Origin of the sequence: Burkholderia sp. JPY481 (assembly GCF_038900515.1) — a bacterium.
GTDB classification, from domain to species: domain Bacteria; phylum Pseudomonadota; class Gammaproteobacteria; order Burkholderiales; family Burkholderiaceae; genus Paraburkholderia; species Paraburkholderia youngii.
The window spans coordinates 276,486-295,190 of the sequence record NZ_JAYMRT010000002.1 but is presented as its reverse complement, the minus strand read 5'-3'; the positions used below and the strand labels follow the sequence as shown (position 1 = coordinate 295,190).

The 18,705-nt window shown below is 62.9% G+C and carries 20 protein-coding genes; 16 read left to right on the top strand and 4 right to left on the bottom strand.

What is annotated here, in order from left to right:
- Positions 1-8: 8 nt before the first annotated feature.
- The gene (locus tag VSR82_RS06670; protein ID WP_429456252.1) at positions 9-599 is read left to right on the top strand and encodes a hypothetical protein; all 591 of its coding nucleotides are present in this window, start codon (positions 9-11) and stop codon (positions 597-599) included.
- Position 600: 1 nt separating this feature from the next.
- On the opposite strand, the gene VSR82_RS06665 is transcribed toward VSR82_RS06670, so the two are convergent.
- The gene (locus VSR82_RS06665) at positions 601-1,533 is read right to left on the bottom strand and encodes a LysR family transcriptional regulator (RefSeq protein ID WP_429456254.1); all 933 of its coding nucleotides are present in this window, start codon (positions 1,531-1,533) and stop codon (positions 601-603) included.
- A gap of 184 nt (positions 1,534-1,717) precedes the next feature.
- Between VSR82_RS06665 and VSR82_RS06660 the strand changes: the two genes are divergently transcribed.
- The 3 genes from VSR82_RS06660 (at position 1,718) to VSR82_RS06650 (ending at position 5,169) form a co-directional block, all read left to right on the top strand.
- Positions 1,718-3,007 carry an MFS transporter gene (locus VSR82_RS06660; protein WP_498857531.1) on the top strand — a complete coding sequence of 430 codons (1,290 nt, stop codon included), beginning with the start codon at positions 1,718-1,720 and terminating at the stop codon, positions 3,005-3,007.
- A gap of 73 nt (positions 3,008-3,080) precedes the next feature.
- Positions 3,081-4,616, top strand: coding sequence for a M81 family metallopeptidase (locus tag VSR82_RS06655; protein WP_429456258.1), 1,536 nt, complete (start codon positions 3,081-3,083; stop codon positions 4,614-4,616).
- 217 nt (positions 4,617-4,833) lie between these two features.
- A complete protein-coding gene (locus tag VSR82_RS06650) occupies positions 4,834-5,169 on the top strand; it encodes a DUF4148 domain-containing protein (RefSeq protein ID WP_368583414.1) in 336 nt (111 codons plus the stop codon).
- A 97-nt stretch (positions 5,170-5,266) separates the two neighbouring features.
- On the opposite strand, the gene VSR82_RS06645 is transcribed toward VSR82_RS06650, so the two are convergent.
- Entirely contained in the window at positions 5,267-6,010 is a 744-nt protein-coding gene (locus VSR82_RS06645; protein WP_429456260.1) for a hypothetical protein, read from the bottom strand.
- Between the two features lie 461 nt (positions 6,011-6,471).
- Here VSR82_RS06645 and VSR82_RS06640 point away from each other — a divergent pair, with 461 nt between their 5' ends.
- Positions 6,472-7,062, top strand: a complete 591-nt coding sequence (locus VSR82_RS06640) for a hypothetical protein (protein ID WP_368583516.1) — start codon at positions 6,472-6,474, stop codon at positions 7,060-7,062.
- A gap of 81 nt (positions 7,063-7,143) precedes the next feature.
- On the opposite strand, the gene VSR82_RS06635 is transcribed toward VSR82_RS06640, so the two are convergent.
- Positions 7,144-8,454, bottom strand: coding sequence for an MFS transporter (locus VSR82_RS06635; protein ID WP_429456262.1), 1,311 nt, complete (start codon positions 8,452-8,454; stop codon positions 7,144-7,146).
- Between the two features lie 178 nt (positions 8,455-8,632).
- A complete protein-coding gene (locus VSR82_RS06630) occupies positions 8,633-9,727 on the bottom strand; it encodes a tartrate dehydrogenase (protein WP_368583417.1) in 1,095 nt (364 codons plus the stop codon).
- A 124-nt stretch (positions 9,728-9,851) separates the two neighbouring features.
- Between VSR82_RS06630 and VSR82_RS06625 the strand changes: the two genes are divergently transcribed.
- From VSR82_RS06625 to VSR82_RS06575, 11 genes are all read left to right on the top strand, one after another.
- Complete coding sequence (locus VSR82_RS06625; RefSeq protein ID WP_429456265.1) at positions 9,852-10,778, top strand: LysR substrate-binding domain-containing protein; 927 nt, start codon at positions 9,852-9,854, stop codon at positions 10,776-10,778.
- 70 nt (positions 10,779-10,848) lie between these two features.
- Positions 10,849-11,400 (top strand): BPSL0067 family protein, encoded by a 552-nt coding sequence (locus tag VSR82_RS06620; RefSeq protein WP_429456267.1) that lies wholly within the window; start codon positions 10,849-10,851, stop codon positions 11,398-11,400.
- Positions 11,361-11,528 carry an STY0301 family protein gene (locus tag VSR82_RS06615; protein WP_429457742.1) on the top strand — a complete coding sequence of 56 codons (168 nt, stop codon included), beginning with the start codon at positions 11,361-11,363 and terminating at the stop codon, positions 11,526-11,528. The genes VSR82_RS06620 and VSR82_RS06615 overlap by 40 nt, the downstream gene beginning before the upstream one ends.
- A 370-nt stretch (positions 11,529-11,898) precedes the next feature.
- Complete coding sequence (locus VSR82_RS06610) at positions 11,899-13,242, top strand: TAXI family TRAP transporter solute-binding subunit (RefSeq protein WP_429456269.1); 1,344 nt, start codon at positions 11,899-11,901, stop codon at positions 13,240-13,242.
- Positions 13,243-13,479: 237 nt separating this feature from the next.
- Entirely contained in the window at positions 13,480-13,683 is a 204-nt protein-coding gene (locus VSR82_RS06605) for a DUF3562 domain-containing protein (protein WP_368583420.1), read from the top strand.
- A 142-nt stretch (positions 13,684-13,825) separates the two neighbouring features.
- On the top strand, positions 13,826-14,287 hold the full coding sequence (locus VSR82_RS06600; protein ID WP_498857530.1) for a GNAT family N-acetyltransferase: 462 nt from the start codon (positions 13,826-13,828) through the stop codon (positions 14,285-14,287).
- Positions 14,288-14,443: 156 nt separating this feature from the next.
- A complete protein-coding gene (locus VSR82_RS06595; RefSeq protein ID WP_368583422.1) occupies positions 14,444-14,740 on the top strand; it encodes a hypothetical protein in 297 nt (98 codons plus the stop codon).
- Positions 14,741-14,841: 101 nt separating this feature from the next.
- The gene (locus tag VSR82_RS06590; protein ID WP_429456273.1) at positions 14,842-16,554 is read left to right on the top strand and encodes an acid phosphatase; all 1,713 of its coding nucleotides are present in this window, start codon (positions 14,842-14,844) and stop codon (positions 16,552-16,554) included.
- 216 nt (positions 16,555-16,770) lie between these two features.
- The gene (locus VSR82_RS06585; RefSeq protein WP_013092796.1) at positions 16,771-17,130 is read left to right on the top strand and encodes a DUF3564 domain-containing protein; all 360 of its coding nucleotides are present in this window, start codon (positions 16,771-16,773) and stop codon (positions 17,128-17,130) included.
- Positions 17,131-17,450: 320 nt separating this feature from the next.
- Positions 17,451-18,200, top strand: coding sequence for a DNA/RNA non-specific endonuclease (locus tag VSR82_RS06580; RefSeq protein ID WP_368583424.1), 750 nt, complete (start codon positions 17,451-17,453; stop codon positions 18,198-18,200).
- On the top strand, positions 18,193-18,453 hold the full coding sequence (locus VSR82_RS06575; protein ID WP_176107048.1) for a hypothetical protein: 261 nt from the start codon (positions 18,193-18,195) through the stop codon (positions 18,451-18,453). Before VSR82_RS06580 ends, VSR82_RS06575 begins: the two co-directional genes overlap by 8 nt.
- Positions 18,454-18,705 lie beyond the last annotated feature (252 nt).

Genomic DNA, 18,705 nt, shown 5'->3' with positions numbered 1-18,705 from the left:
GAGCAGACATGACCCGACTGTTCGGCGTCGTGGGCGCGATCGTTTCGCTGGTCGCGTTTCTGCCTTATGGACTTGCGATCTGGCGCGGCAGCGTACGTCCTCATCTGTTCACGTGGCTGGTCTGGTCGGTCGTCACGGCAATTGCGGCTGTCGGGCAATTCGTCGCCGGTGCAGGCCCTTCGGCGTGGTCCACGGCGGCGATCGCGGCCACCTGCTTCTTCGTTCTCGTGGCGAGCGTCTTTCGGGGCGAGCGGCAGCGGACCGCTTTTGATTGGCTTTGCCTCGTCGCGGCGTTGTCGGCTATTCCGCTCTGGATACTCACCAATGATCCGACGTTGTCGATCTGTCTTGTCACGCTGATCGAACTCGTCGGCCTCGGGCCGACGGTGCGCAAGACCATTCTTGATCCGTGGAGTGAGAGTCTTTTGTACTTTGCGCTATGTGTTCTTAAATACGGGCTCGCGATTCTTGCGGTGCCGAAATGGAGTGTGGCCGTGGCGTTTTATCCGGCCGTGAATATCGTGGCGTCCATCGGGATCTGTTCGTTGATGGTGGTGCGCAGGCGGCAGGTAGGGGCCTATTCCGCGCGGTCGCAGTGAATCACCCCGATTCGCCTGTGCGCGTCGCCGCGAACATCGTCATGCGCTGCAAGATCCACGCGAGCAGTTCGTGCGCGGCCGCGACGAGCGGCCGCCCGGATTTCACCAGCACGCGCGCCTTCGTGCCTAGAAATAGCGCGTGGTCGATCGGCACGGTCACCAGTTCGCCAGCCTGAATCTCGCGCGAGGCCGCGAATTCTCCGATCAGCGTCGCGAAGTTTTCATCGGCGACAAACCGCTTGAGTGCCGTCAGGGAATTGGTGGTGAGCGTCGCGCGGATCTCAACGTGTTCGACGAACGCGAGCATCGTTGCGAGGTGCCCGATGCCGAACGTGCTCGGCATCAACGCCAGCGGCCACGCGAGCAGATCGTCGATCGTGGCGGGCTTGCCGCGCCGCGCGAGCGGATGGTCGCGGCGCACCAGCAACACCACGGGCTGCGCGGAACTCGCGCGATATTCGACGCGCGGATGCGGCGGCGGATTGAACGCGAGTCCGATATGCGCGCGGCTTTCCGCAACTGCATCGAGCACGTCGTCGACCGGCAGCACGGTCAGGCCGATATCGACCTTCGGGTATTGCACACAGAACGGCGTGATGACCTCGGCAATCAGCGCATCCACGTAACCCTCGCTGACGGCCAGATCGACGCGGCCTTGCTGCAAGCCGCGCAACGCGTGCAGCTGATCCTCGAACTTCTCCTGCTGCGCGCGATAGCCGCGCCAAAACTCCAGCAGATGCGCCGCCGCCTCGGTGGGCCGGACGCCGCGCGCCTGCCGCTCGAACAGCTGCACGCCCAGTTCGTCTTCGAGCAGCTTGATCTGCCGCGTGATCACCGAGGGCGACGTGTTGAGGCTGTCTGCGGCGCCGCGAATCGTGCCGTGCCCGAGCACCTCGTGGAAATAGCGCAGCCGCTGCTGATTGATTTCGCGCATCGCACCCCCGTTTGCCTATAGCTTCGTTGCCCTCGGAGGAACGATATGTGAACTTTGTTGCTATTGCTAGCAAGGATTGCCCTGGTCAGGATGGTGTTGCGCACGATGCGCATCACATCTATTGCATGCGACCAGAGCAGGCGCCAAAACGCTGCCCCCGGTCGACACACATTCGGAGACAGACATGGCGGCCATTCTTCCCACCGCGCGAAGCGGCGACGCTTCGGCGCTCTACAGCAAGATCAACGCGCGTTTGCTGCCGTTTCTTCTGATCTGCTATCTGTTTGCTTACCTCGATCGCGTGAACGTCGGCTTCGCGAAGCTGCAGATGCAGACCGATCTCGGCTTCTCCGATGCCGCTTACGGTGTGGGCGCTGGCATCTTCTTCGTCGGCTATGTGCTGTTCGAGCTGCCGAGCAATCTGCTGCTGCCGCGCATTGGCGCGCGCAAGACCTTCGGCCGCATTCTCGTTCTTTGGGGCATCACATCGGCCTGCATGCTGTTCGTGCGCAGCGTGCCGGCGTTCTACGCGATGCGCTTCCTGCTCGGCGTGTTCGAGGCCGGCTTCGCGCCGGGCATGATCTTCTATCTGTCACGCTGGTACGGGCCGTCGCGCATGGCGCGCGCGATTGCGATGGTGTTTCTGGCCGGGCCGATCGGCGGGATTGTCGGCGGCCCGGTTTCGGCGGCGATCATGAGCACGCTCGCAGGTAAGGCCGGGCTCGCCGGCTGGCAATGGATGTTTCTCGTCGAAGGCTTGCCGTGCATCGTGCTCGGCATCGCGACCTTCCTCTATCTGCCTGACCGCCCGGCCGACGCCTCGTGGCTCAGCGACGCCGACAAGCGTCAGCTGGAAGCCGAAGTCGGCGTGGCGCAGGCTCATGGCACTTCATTTCGACACGTGCTGCGCGATCGCAAGGTCTATGTGCTGGCGTTCGCCTACTTCTGCATCATTGCCTCGATCTATGCGATCAGCTTCTGGCTGCCCGCCATCCTGAAGGCTCAGGGCGTGAGCGACCTGATCACGCTCGGCTGGTACACGTCGATTCCGTACGTTGCCGCGGCGGTGGGCATGCTCTATATGGGCTCGCGTTCGGACCGGCTCGGCGAGCGGCGCCTGCATTGCGCGGCGCCTGCGGCCGCCGCCGCGTTGCTGCTGGCCGCCTGCGCGGCCGCGGGCAATCATCTCGCGCTCACGCTGACGCTGCTCACGCTCGTGACGATGGCGCTGTGGATGGCCTACACGGTCTTCTGGGCGATTCCGCCCGAGTACGTCAAGGGGCCTGCCGCCGCGGGCGGCATCGCACTCATCAACACCATCGGACTTTCTGGCGGCTTCTGGGGGCCCGCGGCCATCGGCTGGATCAAGACGGCGGCCGGCAGCCTGCAACCTGCGCTGCTGGCAATGGCTGGCGTGTCGCTGCTTGCCGCGCTGCTGATCCTCCCGCTCCGGCTCGCTGCCACGAAGCCCTGACCTTGTGCCGCGCTTTCAAGGCGCGCCACGGAACCATTCGATTAGCCATCCTTTATCAACGAGGTAACGGGAAATGAAGATTCTCATCGCAGGCTTCCAGCACGAAACCAACACGTTCGCCCCGACCAAGGCAAGCTGGCAGAGCTTCGTTCAGGGCGAGGGCTTTCCGCCGCTCGCGCGCGGCTCCGGCGTGCTCGCGCTGCGTGACGTGAACGTCCCCGCTGGCGGCTTCATTCAGGCGGTGGAAGCGGCGGGCCATACGCTCGTGCCGGTGATCTGGGCAGGCGCGAGCGCCTCCGCGCACGTGACAGAAGACGCCTATGAGCGCATCGCACGTGAAATCCTCGAGGCCGTGCAGCGCGGCGGCTTCGACGCCATCTATCTCGACCTGCACGGCGCGATGGTCACCGAGCATCTCGACGACGGCGAAGGCGAACTGCTTGCGCGCGTGCGGGCGATCGTCGGCCGCGAAATCCCGCTGGTGGTCTCGCTCGATCTGCACGCCAACGTGACCGAGCAGATGTTCACGCACGCGGATGCGATGGTCGCGTATCGCACCTATCCCCATGTCGACATGGCCGAGACCGGCGCTCGCGCCGCGCAAATCCTGATGCGCCTCGCAACGGAGCCGGAGCGTGGCCTCAAGCGCGCGGTGCGCCGCATTCCGTTCCTGATCCCAGTCAACGGTATGTGCACGCTCGCCGAACCGGCACGCGGCACGTACGATCGTCTCGCGGCACTGGAACGCGACGGCGTCGTCTCGCTGTCGTTCGCGCCAGGATTTCCGGCGTCCGATTTCCCCGAATGTGGCGCGGCGGTCTGGGGCTACGGCTTCGACGAGGCCGCCGTGACCGCCGCCGTCGATGCGCTGGCCTCGACCATCGTCGCGCAGGAGCGCGACTGGGAAGTGCGCTTCCTCGACCCGGACGCCGCCGTGCGCGAAGCGATGCGGCTTGCCGAACATGCGACTGGACCGGTCGTGATCGCCGATACGCAGGACAACCCGGGCGTGGGCGGCGATTCGAACACGATGGGTCTCGTGCGCGCGCTGCTGCGTCACGGTGCGAGCGATGCCGCCGTCGGCCTGATCTGGGATCCGCGAGCGGCGGCGAAGGCGCACGAAGCGGGGCTCGGCGCGACGATCAAGCTAGAACTCGGGGGCGGCTCCGGCGTGCCTGGGGACGCGCCGCTCGCCGGGCGCTTCGTGGTCGAGCACCTCTCCCACGGGCGGGTGCGCTTCGATGGGCCGATGATGAACGGCATGTGGACCGATATCGGGCCGGTGGCGTGCCTGCGCATCGACGGCGTCAGGATTGCGGTCAGCTCGGTCAAGATGCAGATCTTCGACCGCAATCTCTATCGCGCGGCCGGCATCGAACCCGAACGGATGAAGATTCTCGTCAACAAGAGTTCGGTTCACTATCGCGCCGACTTCGACGCGATTGCCGCCGCCCATCTGGTGGCGAAAGCGCCCGGCCCGATGGCCGCCGACCCCGCCGATCTGCCGTGGCAGCGGCTTGATCCGCGCCTGCGGCTGCGGCCGAACGGCGCGTCGTTGGGGGAGCTGCGCGGTAGTGCCGAGCGCGCGGCCAGTAATGGTGCACGGTGATTTCGACGAGTTTCGTATCGTTGTGTATCCACCGGGCAACCCGACATACACGGTTGCAAAAGTCGGGGTTCGCGGAAACAGGCGGGATACATGAGGGGGTTCAAATACGTCCATGCCAGTCGGCGGTGCCGCAAAGCAAAGCGGACGTCGACGTGACTGGACGCTCGTGCCACGCAACCGTGGTCTGAACCAACTCAATTGCTCTCAGGTGGATACCATGAAACTCATCAAGTCGCTGGTCGTTGCCGCTGTTGTCGCTGTCCCCGTCGTTTCGTTCGCGCAGTCCAACGCGCCGCTTACGCGTGCCCAGGTTCGCGCGGAACTGGTCCAACTCGAAAAGGCAGGTTACAACCCGGCCGCGGATTACAACACCTATCCGCAGGATATCCAGGCCGCCGAGGCGCGCGTGAGCGCGCTGAACGGCGCGGCGGCGTCGGCATATGGCGGGGCGGCGAACGGGTCGTCGGCGGCCGGAGCCGGCGCGGTCAAGGTCCCGGCTCTGTCACAGCAACAGGACGTTGCCGGCCTCGCCACGGTCTACGCGCATCATTGAGGTGGGGCGAGCGCTGCCCATGTGGGCGGCGGCAATGGAAGACGGCCCGCTTCGAGCGGGCCGTCGCGCATGCACCATCGAATCGCTTCGAGGATATTCACCCCGCCGCAAACCTTTCTACCCTTTTCACCTGCCTCGGCAAAACGATATACATCCCCCACGCCACGACAAGAATCGCGCGCAGCGCATCCGCGGCATGACTGGGCAATGAAATTCCGACATCGGCAATCGCGACGCTTCCAGGCACCGACCAGAGATACGTGGTGAGCCCGAGCGACACCGCGCGCCAGAAGCCGAAACGCTCCGAGCCGGCGAAAGCATGCGCGGCCAGGCCGCTGCGCACCATGTATCCGGCGATCGGCAGACTCACCAGCAGGTAGATCGCAAGCGCGACGATCGCCGGCATCGCCGCAATCACCGTCGACCATGCCGGTGAACTCTTCGCGACTTCAGACGGAATCACGTGCTCGGAAAATTGCATCAGCGGCACCGCCGTGCGCGGCACCAGAAAGTGAAACGCCACCACCGCGACGATGAAAAGCAGCGTACTCGCGAGCCCCTGACGCCAGGCGCACGACCACCACACATACAGACGACGCCCGAAACCGATCGCGCGCCCGACGCTGAACATTGCGCCTCTATCCCTCAGCGCCGCAACGCACACCAGCACGACGAACAGCACCGCAGCGAAAACCAGCGCATGAGGGCTCAAAATGAAAGCACCCACACCGTGTTCCATCGAGGCCGCACCCGAAGCCGACGACGTCGTCGAAAAGTTCTGCAGATGGTGAGCGATATAGTCCGCGGGATCGAGCGCCTGCGACGAATCGTGCGTTGCCATCTCACCTCCGCATATCGTGAATCACGGTGCAAGTCATCACGTTCTTCAGCATAGACGGCACGTGGCGTCACCGCGTTTCGCAGCGAGCGATCTGATTGTGCCTTCCTTTTGTCCGATATTCATCAGGTCGCCGCAAATAGCGTGGATTACACTGGTTTTCGCTATGCGACTTTAGAGCGTGGCCGACCCACGAAGTCACCATTGCGCGGACTTTCGTGCATCCCTTCCGCACGTATCCGCCGACGCCGAGCGAATCACGACTGCTTGGTGAAAGCCGTTCGCAGCTCACTACTTTGGCCCACACCTGGTCCTTCAAACGACAGCGACCACGCATTGCTGCGGCCATTTGTTAATCGACTATTTTCGTTTTGTTCAATCAGGCGCCTGTGATCCAGGCCGCTCGTAGGCCCTTGCACGCCAGGATTTCGCGCGTCCGATTCGTCGTTGACAAGGAGATGACGATGAACACCCGGCATTTGAGCATTTGGTCAGCTATGGCCGTTGTACTTCTCTCGCTGAGCGGCACCGCGCAGGCCGGTGGTGACAATCGTGGCGGTGGTGGGCTTTGCTCGAACGCAACGCTAAGAGGACCCTATGGGTTCATCGGTCACGGAGTCATCCTCGGCTTGCTGGATTCGAACAACGTACTGCATCCGTTCGCGACCCAGTCGATCCTCGATGACGTCGCGCTCGTGACATTCGACGGCAACGGCAAATTCACCCGCACCGATTTCGGCAGCATCAACGGCGTGCCGAAAGGCGGGCAGACCACCTTCAATCCGTTTCAGAAAGGCACTTATAAGGTGAATGCCGATTGCACCGGCACGATGTCGATCGTCTATATCGCGGGAGGAGCCGTGCCTGCCGGCGTCGAGACCGATCTGAATATCGTGGTCACTTCGGACGGGACCCAGGTCGAATCCGTCGTCTATCGGGCGAGCATCCCGTCAGCCGCGTCGGCCCCAGACGGCTTCAGCTGTTCGATGGATTGCGTGCAAGGGGTGCAGGAGGCGTTTGAAGGGAAGAAGGTTCTGGTCTACGGCTTCCGGTAACCGGGTACCGATGGACCGGATGGATTCAAGCGTGCCGCCGGCTTTTCAACCGGCGGCACGCGCGCTTCGTCGATGCTTCGCTCAGTGCCCTTGCCGCTCGCCCACCGCGACCGGCGCATGCCTGGTCTGGCGGCTCAGCATCAGCGTCACGACCGCCGACACCGCCAACGTCGCGCCGACCACATAGAGCCCCGCCGTATAGCCACCCGTCACGTTCTTGAGCCAACCGATCGCAAACGGCCCGACGAAGCCGCCGAGGTTGCCGATCGAGTTGATCATCGCAATCCCCGCCGCCGCCCCGGCGCCCGACAGGAACATACTCGGCATCGCCCACAGTGGCGCCTTCGCGGCGCTGATGCCGACGTTCACGACGACGAGCGCAAGCACGATCATCAACGCCGTGCTCGCATTGCCGGCGAACACGAAGCCTACGCACGCAAGCGCGCACGGAATCACGACGTGCCATGTACGTTCGTCGGTACGATCCGAGTGCTTCGCCCATAGCACCATCGCGATCACCGCGAGCACGCTCGGCACACCGGCAAGCAGCCCGGTTTCGAACGTGCCGAAACCATATTGGCGGATGATCAGCGGCGCCCACAAGCCGAGCGTATACAGTCCCGCCGAGGTGCCGAAGTAGATCAGCGCGAGCGCGAGCACGCGCGGATCGCGCAACGCGCTGAGCGCGCCGGCCGTGTGGCCTGCCTGCGCGTGTCGCGCGTCGGCTTCGAGCTTCAGTTTCGCGATCAGCCAGTCGCGCTCTTCGGGCTGCAGCCATTCGGCTTGCGCGGGCTTGTCGGTCAGATACTTGAGCACGCAGAAGCCGAGGATGATCGCCGGCAAGGCTTCGAGTATGTAGAGCATCTGCCAGTCGGCGAGTCCGGCGATCGGCGGCAGTTTCATGATCGCGCCGGAAATCGGCGAGCCGATCGCGGTCGAAATCGGCGCGGCGGCCATGAACCACGCCGCCGCGACCGCACGCTGCCGGGTCGGAAACCACAGGCTCAGATACAGGATGATGCCGGGAAAGAAGCCCGCTTCGGCGACGCCGAGAATGAAGCGCAGCGCGTAGAAGCTGTTCGGCCCGACGACGAACGCCGACGCGAGCGACACGAGCCCCCACGACACCATCACACGAGCAATCCAGCGGCGCGCGCCGACCTTGTGCAGGATCAGGTTCGACGGCACTTCGAACAGAAAATAGCCGATAAAGAAGAGGCCGCCGCCGAGTCCGAACGCGGTCGGCGAAAGACCGATCGCCTTGTTCATCGACAACGCGGCGAAGCCCACATTCACGCGATCGAGAAAGCTCACGAAGTACAACAGCATGACGAACGGGATGATCCGCAGCATCAGCTTGCGGGACACCCGGCTTTCGAGTTCCGAAGTCATTGTCTCCTCCTTCTGCGCGCGGCAGTGGACCGCGCGCGAGCCTCGCGCCGGCCGACGTTGGGCCGAGCTAGTCGAGTCAAGGTTGGGTGCCGGCCACGTGGTGGCCGGGGCGTAGACCGCGCGCCTGGGTTGCGCGCGGTTCCCGCTCGGTACTGGTCAATTCAAGCGAATTCACCGCTCAAGCCGCGTTCGCCGCGGGCGTCGCCGCCTGCTCGATGAACGCGCATACGGCCGCCGTGACCTGCGCGGTCGTAGCCGTGCCGCCGAGGTCGCGGGTATGAAGCGACTTGTTCGCGGTGACCGCTTCGACGGCCTGCATTACGCGCGTGGCCGCGTCGAATTCGCCGAGGTGTTCGAGCAGCATCACGACCGACCAGAACGTGCCGACCGGATTCGCGAGCCCCTTGCCCATGATGTCGAACGCGGAGCCGTGGATCGGCTCGAACATCGACGGATAGCGGCGCTCCGGATCGATGTTGCCGGTCGGCGCGATGCCGAGGCTGCCCGCGAGCGCGGCTGCGAGGTCGCTGAGAATATCGGCGTGCAGATTGGTGGCGACGATCGTGTCGAGCGTGGCGGGGCGATTGACCATGCGCGCGGTCGCCGCATCGACGAGTTCCTTATCCCACGTGACGTCCGGAAACTCCTTCGAGATTTCGAGCGCGATCTCGTCCCACATCACCATCGCATGACGCTGCGCGTTGCTCTTCGTGATCACGGTCAACAGCTTGCGCGGACGCGACTGCGCGAGCCGAAACGCGAAGCGCATGATGCGCTCGACGCCGGCGCGCGTCATGATCGACACGTCGGTCGCGGCTTCGATCGGATGGCCCTGATGCACGCGGCCGCCGACGCCCGAATATTCCCCCTCCGAGTTTTCGCGAACGATGACCCAGTTCAGGTCCTCGGGCTTGCAGTACTTCAGCGGCGCGTCGATGCCGGGCAGGATGCGCGTCGGGCGCACGTTCGCGTATTGATCGAAGCCCTGGCAGATCTTCAGACGCAGACCCCATAGCGTGATGTGGTCGGGAATGTCCTTGTCGCCCGCCGAGCCGAACAGGATCGCATCCTTGTTACGGATCGCGTCGAGCCCGTTGCCCGGCATCATCACACCGTGCTGGCGATAGTAGTCGCCGCCCCAGTCGAAGTTCTCGAACTCGAACGTGAAGGCGCGGGTGGTTTTCGCGAGCGCTTCGAGCACCTGTGCGCCGGCCGGCACGACCTCCTTGCCGATGCCGTCGCCGGGAATGGTTGCGATGCGATAGGTCTTCATGTCTGCGTCCTGTGCTTGGCGAATGGCGTGAGTGGACTCTAGCGCGCTCGCACGGGTAAAAACCGGTGCTAAACTCAAAGCATCTTTAACTTGCATTCACAAATGCGAAGGCGTGGAAAAGACGATGCGCGACACCGTGCAGCCAGCGGATCTGAGCTTTTTCTCGACGCTCGCCGCGAGCGGCAGTCTCAGCGCGGCCGCGCGCGAGCTGGGGCTGACCGCGGCCGCGGTCAGCAAGCGCCTCACGCAGATGGAGCAGCGCGCGGGCGTTGCGCTCGTGAACCGCACGACGCGCCGCATGATGCTGACGCCCGAAGGCGAGCTATACCTCGAACGCGCGCGGCGGATTCTCGACGAGATCGACGAGCTGGCCGAATTGCTCGGCTCGGCGAAGAAGACACCTAAGGGTTTGCTGCGCGTGAACGCGACGCTCGGCTTCGGGCGCAGCCATATCGGGCCGGCGATTTCGCGCTTCGTCGCGCGGTATCCGCAGGTGTCGGTTCAACTGCAGTTGTCGGTCACGCCCCCGCCGCTCACCGACGACAGCTTCGACGTCTGCATCCGCTTCGGCGAGCCGCCCGATACGCGCGTGGTCGCACGCCGGCTTGCGCCGAACCGGCGTCTGCTGTGCGCGGCGCCGTCGTATCTCGCGGCGCACGGTACGCCGCTCACGGCGCACGATCTGACGCGCCACAACTGCATCGGCATTCGGCAAGGCGACGAAGCGTATGGCGTGTGGCGGCTGACTTCTGGGCGCGGCGCCGCGCGCAAGACCGAGGCGGTGCGCATCAAGGGAACGCTGACCACCAACGACGGCGAGATCGCCGTCAAATGGGCGCTCGAAGGACACGGCATTCTGCTGCGCGCGGAATGGGACATCCGGCAGTATCTGGCGGAGGGGTCGCTGGTTCAGTTGCTGCCTGATCACGACACGCCGAATGCGGATATCTTCGCGGTGTATTCACCACGGCATCAGATGTCGAATCGGATTCGCGCGTTTGTCGAGTTTATTGCGCGGGAGTTGGGGGGTGAGGTGGGGATGGTTGTGTAGTGCTGCGGAGCGGGTGACTCGAGGTCGAGCTACTCGACACATCGCGACACATTGATCGGGAGGCTGTTTCTTGCTCGCTAGCAACCAAGCGCATCTGATCGGGAATGGCGAGTGCGTTACACGCGTTCATGCTGTTGTGAGTATTTCGCGGTCTTCCTTATGGAAAAGGGGAGACCGGGTCCAAGGCAATGTCCTCATCGCCAAAGGAACCGTAATAGCTAAATTCGACAGCAATGGACGCTATGGAAATTACACGAACGGAACCAGCCACGCGGCAATTTATCTCGGGCAAACACTGGATGGAATCACTGTAATTGACCAGTGGAATGGACATACCAAACAACCTCCGCATCGGCGTACTATCCATTTCCGTCGCGGCCATGGAACGCCTGTTAATCCGATATTATGTTGTCGAATAAGGCGCTCTTCCTGGCAGTTTGCCTCGTGGCAACGAGCGCCGCGGGTGCGTCGCCAACACGGGTCCGGTTCGAATGCCCAAGCGTTCTTTCTGCGGGAGGGCAACATCATGTTCTGGATAACGCATCCCTGTTCGATGGTCCTCCAGAATAGGCGGCGGACCTTATTCCTGAGCCGGGAAAAGCATCTGACCAGTGGGATTTAACGGGCGTCGACCCCTATCTGGTATGCCGCTACCACGGCACTAACAGCACTCTTGTGATTCATGCTGTTGGTGCTCGGACCTGTGAAGCCACCAGCAAACCCTTTGCGGTTCACTGCACCTCTCGTTAAATGGACTGGGCAACCGCAAAATGGCGACCCGGCTCACAGTCGCTGCGGTTGCTGCCTAGATGCCGTTGGCACACGGCAAAGTTTGCATCACATTAACTCAACACTTGATACTGACGACCTTGAGCCTCCGACACCGCAACTCCCTCTGACTGAACAAACGACGCGCGTGTTCGTACGCCGGAATGGCCTGTACGACTGGAATCTGTAGCGCGAATATCGCGGTCGCCACAGTCTGTAAACAGACCCCGCCTGTTTTCACTGCACATCACTGGCTATCGAATAAAACTCCCCGATATCGTAAAGTTCAGGAACCAAACCCCGATCCCACTCCTTGACTCACCAAGGCCGGACCTGACCAAGCCGGGTAACGATGCCGAGACCAGACCCTGCGCCGTACCGCAGCCCGAGAACCCCGACGACACGGCGGCGCCGGCGTCTTCTGATCATCGGCTCGATCGTGCTCGTCGCCGCGCTCGGCTGGATGCTCGCGTTGATTCTCGAGCCCGCGTTCCAGCGCACGATCGTCATCACCTCCGGCGCGGACGGCGGCATTTACCGCGGCTTTGCCGATCGCTACGCGCCGCTGCTCAAGCGTGAAGGCATCAAGCTCGACATCCGCAGTTCGTCGGGTTCGGTCGAAAACTACCAGCGCCTCGCGGACCCGGACAGCGCCTATCAGGTCGGCTTCATCCAGTCGGGCACGACCAGTCCGAAAGACACGGACAATCTGCAAACCATCGCCGCCGTGTCGTACGAGCCGATCTGGGTGTTCTATCGCGGCGACGCGACGATCGACCGGCTGTCGCAACTGCGCGGCAAGCGCATTTCGATCGGCGTGCCGGGCAGCGGGCTGCTCAACGTCTCGCAGGTGCTGCTCGGCTACAGCGGCGTCACGAGTCAGAACTCGACGCTGCTGCAGATGGACGCGAACGCCGCATACGAAGGGCTGGAAAGCGGTCAGATCGACGCGGCGTTCTTCATCGGCCGGCCCGACGCCGACATGCAGCACACGCTGCTGACCAGCAACCTGAAGCTGATGAGCTTCGCGCAGGCCGATGCACTGGCGCAAAAATTCCCGTCGCTTTCGAAGATCGTATTACCGCGCGCCTCGACGAGCGTCGCCGACGATCTGCCGCGCAGCGACGTCACGCTGCTCGCGGCGACGGCGCTGCTGGTGTCGAAGGACGCGCTGCATCCGGCGCTCGTCTATCTGCTGCTCGACGCGGCGCGCACGGTGCACGGCGGCGAGGACTACTTCACGCCCCTCGGCACGTTCCCGAATCTGAACACCGAAGAATTCCCGATCTCCGACGAAAGCGTGCGCTACTTCAAATCGGGCCGGCCGTTTCTGTATCGCTACCTGCCGTTCTGGCTCGCGAGTCTGATCGAACGGCGGCTGCTGATTCTGGTGCCGTTCCTCGCGCTGCTGATCGGCCTCGCGCAGGCGCTGCCGCGCATGCTCGAAGCGCGTATGAAGAAACGCCTGTTCGTGTGGTACCGCGCGATCAAGGCGCTGGAGGACGAAGTGTGGAAGAACGCCGAGCCGACTCGCGCCCAGATCGCGCAATGGAGGGACGAGATTGAAAACATCGACGCGAACGCTAGCCAGATCCGGATTCCGTACCGCTACTTTCAGGACGTTTACGCGCTGAAGCAGGCGATCGGCGTCGTGCGCGACCGGATCGCGCATGTGGCGCAGAAGATGGAGAAGTAAAAACGCTGTTCGCTTATCCCTGCGCGTTTCCCGGGTATTCACCACCGCCGAACCGGTTGATTTTTCGCGCGCCCTCACCGCAGGGTCGCTTGCCGCAGCGCAAGAAGAAAATCTCTGTGAAACCGGTCGAACGATAGGCCGATTTAATTGGCGTGCTCGCGAATCGCATCCTGTAATGGACTCCTGCCGTGCGCGTACCGTCCATCCAGTCTGCCGCGCACTACCCGGAGAGCGCCCATGTCGCAGCCTGAGCCGAATGTCGACGAAGTAGTCCGCAGCATCGCCGAAGAAACCGACACGCCGACCGAAACGGTGTCCCGCATGTACGCCGATACGCTCGCCGAATTCCGGAGCGAGGCGCGCGTGTTCGACTACGTTCCGCTGTTCGCCGCGAAGAAGGTCCGCAACGAGCTTCGCCAGAAGCATTCTCGCAAGCACTGACACGCTGTAGGCGGTGATGCATCGGTTCACCGCACTGCCGCACGCGTCGTGGCTCCAGATTTGGCGATCATGGTGGAGCTAACAATCACGTCGCAAATTTTCTATGCTGGCGGTTCCATAGCTTTCCAAAGGAGCCGCCCACATGTCCGCCCCGCTGCAGATTCGCGCCGTCACCCGTGACGATTTCGATGCATGGCTGCCGCTGTGGAACGCCTACAACGCGTTGTATGGCCGCTCGGGCGAGACCGCGTTGCCGCGCGAGATCACGCAGATCACGTGGAATCGCTTTTTCGATGGCTACGAGCCGATGCATGCGTTCGTCGCCGAACGCGCCGGCCAATTGCAGGGCATCGTGCATTTTCTGTATCACCGTCATACGACGATGGCGGGACCGATCTGCTATCTGCAGGACCTATACACGCTCGATAGCGAGCGCGGCAAGGGTGTCGGCCGTGCGCTGATCGAGGCCGTCTATGAGCGGGCAAAAGCCGACGGCGCGCAACGCGTCTACTGGCAGACGCACGAGACGAATCACACCGCGATGCAGCTCTATGACAAGGTCGCGGACAAATCCGGCTTCGTGGTTTATCGCAAGACGCTCTAACGCACAGCGCTTCATCCAGTCCCATCGGCTTGCGTCCCGCCTATAGCGCGAAGCATGCGGCAATTCGGCCACGCGGTGCTATGCTTTGATCCGGTCCTAGCGGCGCGGTGTGTCCCAGCCGCGCGCTCGCGCCGCCCAAGCGTAGGAGGCCACGCCATGCCCAACGCGATCCAGATTCAGGTTGCCGACTCGCATCTTTATCCGGGCTGCGCGGTGCGCATCGCCGATCTTCCCGAACCGGCCGGCGCGCCGAACCTCGCCGAGGCGCGCGTCGAGTTCGCGGATGGCTCCGGGGCGCACGCCATTTGTCATCGGCGCGCGCATGACGAACTCGAATTGACCGTCGACCGTTACGCGACGCAAAAGCGTCATCCGATCGACGCACGGCACTGGCTACTATTGGCTGTCGATGCCACGCATCACAGCTGGCGCGTGAAGCGTCGGCTGCCGTAAAGCCGCGAGGCCTGCCGGCCTCGGCGGTTCCATAACCGGTGTCGCGCGCGCCGCCTGCAGCGGCGCCGAAGCGACCGTCACGTCTCCTTCGGAACTCACCGATGACCGACCACGATCCTCACCTGCCGCCGAAACTGGACAACCCCGATTCAATCGACAACACCAACGACGCCCCCGACGATCCCGAACGCCGGCGCGTCCTGACCGGTCTCGCGGCAGTCGGGCTCGGCCTCGCGCTGCCCGGCTGCAAAACGGGCGAGGAACTCGCGGGCAACGGCCCGCCGCGCAGCGCCGCCGACTTGCGGCTCGACGCTGCGCTGCACGATCAGGTGAAGAACATCGTGGTGATTTACGCGGAGAACCGCAGCTTCGCGAACCTGTACGGCAACTACCCGGGTGTCCAGCATCCGCTCGACGCGGTCACCGCCGAGCAGTACGTCCAGCTCGACCGCGATGGCAAGACGCCGCTGCCGCGGCTGCCTGCGATTTGGGGCGGGCTCGTGCCGCAGGCGCAGGAAGTGGACGGCAAGCGCTACATGATCGGCGAAAAAGATCTCGATCATCTGCGCAACCGGCCGTTCCAGATCGTCGATGCTCACGGCGCACCGTTGCCGACCGGCGTGATCACCCGCGATCTGATCCATCGCTTCTATCAGAATCAGATGCAGATCAACGCGGGGCGCAACAACCAGTTCGCCGCGTGGGGCGATTCGGGCGGCCTCGTGATGGGGCACTACCGCAATTCCGCCGACTCACTGCGTCTCTGGAATCTGGCGCAGCAGTACACGCTGTGCGACAACTTCTTCATGGCCGCTTTCGGCGGCTCGTGGCTGAACCACATCTTCCTGATCTCGGCGCAAGCGCCGTACTACCCGGACATCCACAACAGCCCGGCCAGGAAGATGGTGTCGGTCGTGGAAGGCGACGATCCGACCGGCACCCGTTTGAAGCTCGCGCCCAATTCACCCGCGTCGGCGCTCGACGGTCCGCCGAAGTTCGTCAACGACGGCGCTTTCACCGCCGACGGCTATGCAGTCAACACGATGGCGCCGCCGTATCAGCCGAGCAGCGTGCGTCCGGCCGAAGGCGGCGACCCGGCCTTGGCTGATCCGTCCGACCCGCGCGTTATGCCGCCGCAGAACTACGCAACGATCGGCGACCGGCTGACCGCCAAGGGCATCGACTGGGCATGGTACAGCGGCGCATGGCAATTCGCGCTCGATCATCGCGATACGGGATCGATGCCCGACTTTCAGTATCACCATCAGCCGTTTAACTACTTCGCCAATTACGCGCCGGGCACGGCCGCGCGCCGCCGCTATCTGCGCGACGGCGGGATGGGCAACGACGCGTCGACCAATCGCCTGATCGCCGAAATCGACGCGGGACGTTTGCCGACCGTCACGTTCTACAAACCGCAGGGCGACCTGAACATGCACGCGGGCTATGCCGACGTCGCCTCGGGCGACCGTCACATCGCGACGCTGATCGAGCATATTCAGCGCGGCCCGCAATGGCAGAACACGGTCGTGATCGTCACCGTCGACGAGAACGGCGGTTGGTGGGACCACGTCGCGCCACCGGTCGGCGATCGCTGGGGGCCGGGTTCGCGCGTCCCCGCGCTGGTGATCTCGCCGCTCGCGAAGAAGGGTTACGTCGATCACACGGTGTACGACACGAACTCAATCCTGCGTTTCATTAGTCGTGTGCATGGACTCGCTCCGCTCGATGGCGTGGTCGCGCGCGACAAGGCATTCGCCAGCAACGGACTCGCGCCGCTCGGCGATCTGACCGCTTCGCTCGATCTCGCTTGAACGCCTGTCGGCTGCGTTGATTTGCCGCGGCTCGCGATGTGCATGTGGTCGTTACAGCATGCATATCGCGTCCGCCGCGCCGCGGTGAGCATGCATCGTTCCTCCCCCACGGTTTGAAGAATTATTTTTCCATTCGCAAATCATGCCTTTGTCTTGCATAAAGCGCCGCGCCGCCTAGACTGGTAAAGCCCTTCGCAATTTATGAACGGAACTGCTATGCGACTGACCATCCTGATCAACGGTTCCGATCCCACCGTAAGCCATGATTACGCTGTGCTCTGGCTCGATACCGATGAACATCGGTGGTCGAGAGAAGCGCATCAAGGGATCGACTTGCCCCCTTGGGGTGAGCTGCGCGACGAGAACGGCGTGACCACGCTGTGCGCACCGAGCGCCGACGCGCCGCTCTGTACGTTGCGCGGTCTGCACGTCGATCGCAAGGAACGAGTGAGCGCCGCACAGGGCGCTGCAGCATGGACCGCGCTGCGAACCCGCAAGGCGACTAGCGGCTTCTGGCGTTTGCAGGCGGTGGATCGTCAAAAAACTCGCGCTGAAAACAGCGTGTTCGGTAATTAATCTCTGGCGCGCTTCGCCGCGCTTCTCTTTTCCGGTCGAAACTTCCGGCTCGTTGCGCGAGCACTGCTCGAACTCGTAAATCTGTTCGTGCGCAAACGAACATAACGTACCGCCATATCGCGAGCCTTAAGACCTTCTTAAGCTTGCGTGAGTAGAGTCGGAAGTCCACGCATTCGGGTCGCTGCAAAGCGGCCCACTTTTTTGTGCGGCGCACGCCGCCTCTTCTGTTTCCCATCCCCTTTCTTTGATTCGCATGGTGCGGTCGCTCGATGCGGGCCGCGACGCTATACTTGCGTCCCCTTTCATCGAACCACCGACACATGAAGAAGTGGCTTGCCTGTCTGTTCCTCGCCGTCGCCGCTCATGCGGGCGCGGCGCCCCCCTGCACCAGTTTCACGCCGAATGCGCAATGGCCCGTCCTCACCAACCAGAAGATGGCGCCCAAAACGCGCATGCTTTGTTATAGCGATTTCGCGGTACTGCATTCGGGTATCACGCACGGTCCGCTGTGGTCGGCCGAACATCTGACACGCGAGCACATCGAAGAAGCGAAGGACATGGTGCGTACCAACAAATTCTTCGAAGACGCGCGTCTGCCCGAAGGCGAAGGCGCGACTCTCGCCGACTACAAACGCAGCGGCTTCGATCGCGGTCATATGAGTCCGGCGGGCAATCGCTGGAACAATGAGGCGATGGCGCAATCGTTCTCGCTCGCGAACATCGTGCCGCAAGACCGTCAGAACAACCAACGATTGTGGGCGCGCATCGAAACCGCGGTGCGTAAGATCGCACTCGCCTACGACGACACGTACGTCGTCACCGGACCGCTATTCACCGGTCAGCAATTGCAGACGATCGGACCGACCCGCGTGTTCGTGCCGACCCAGTTGTACAAGGTCGTCTATGTGCCGTCGCGTCAACTGGCATTCGCAGTCGTGGTTGATAATGTAGCGACCAACCGCTACGACATGCGCACGATTCACGAACTCGAAGCGATGTCGGGCATCCGCTTTCCGGGCATTCCGGATAACCTGAAGGACCAGCGGCCAGGAGGACTAAAAGGTGTTTAAGCCCTACTCGAACGATGACGATGTGCTCAACATTCAGGGCGATGCGCTCACGCTCAGCAACGGCACGACGCGTGTCGTGCTGAACGGCACGCTCGAATTGACGCGCGATCAACGCGGATTGAAGGCGGCGCTCGCGCTGAAGGAAGCGCTCGATGCGATCGTCGCGAGTCTGCAGGCGCAGAAAGATCTGCCGGCGAAGGTGCAGGACGAGCCGGATGCCAAGCCGGGTGTCGTGCAGAATCCGTTTGAATAACTGGACCGTCGACGTTGCATTTGCGCAACCTCGCAACTCGCAAGTTTTACTGATGTCGGTCACGCAAACCTTTGCGTGACCACGCGTTTTCCAATCTCGCGCCAATCGGGCGGAGCACCTCCGCTCTGTCACATAAAGTACATAGAGAAACCTTAGCGTGCGAGGTTTCTTCATACATCGACTGGCGTCGCCATGCATCCAGCGTTCTCGAGGTTTCGCCGTTCTTCCGCACAGGGGAATCCGCGCACAGCC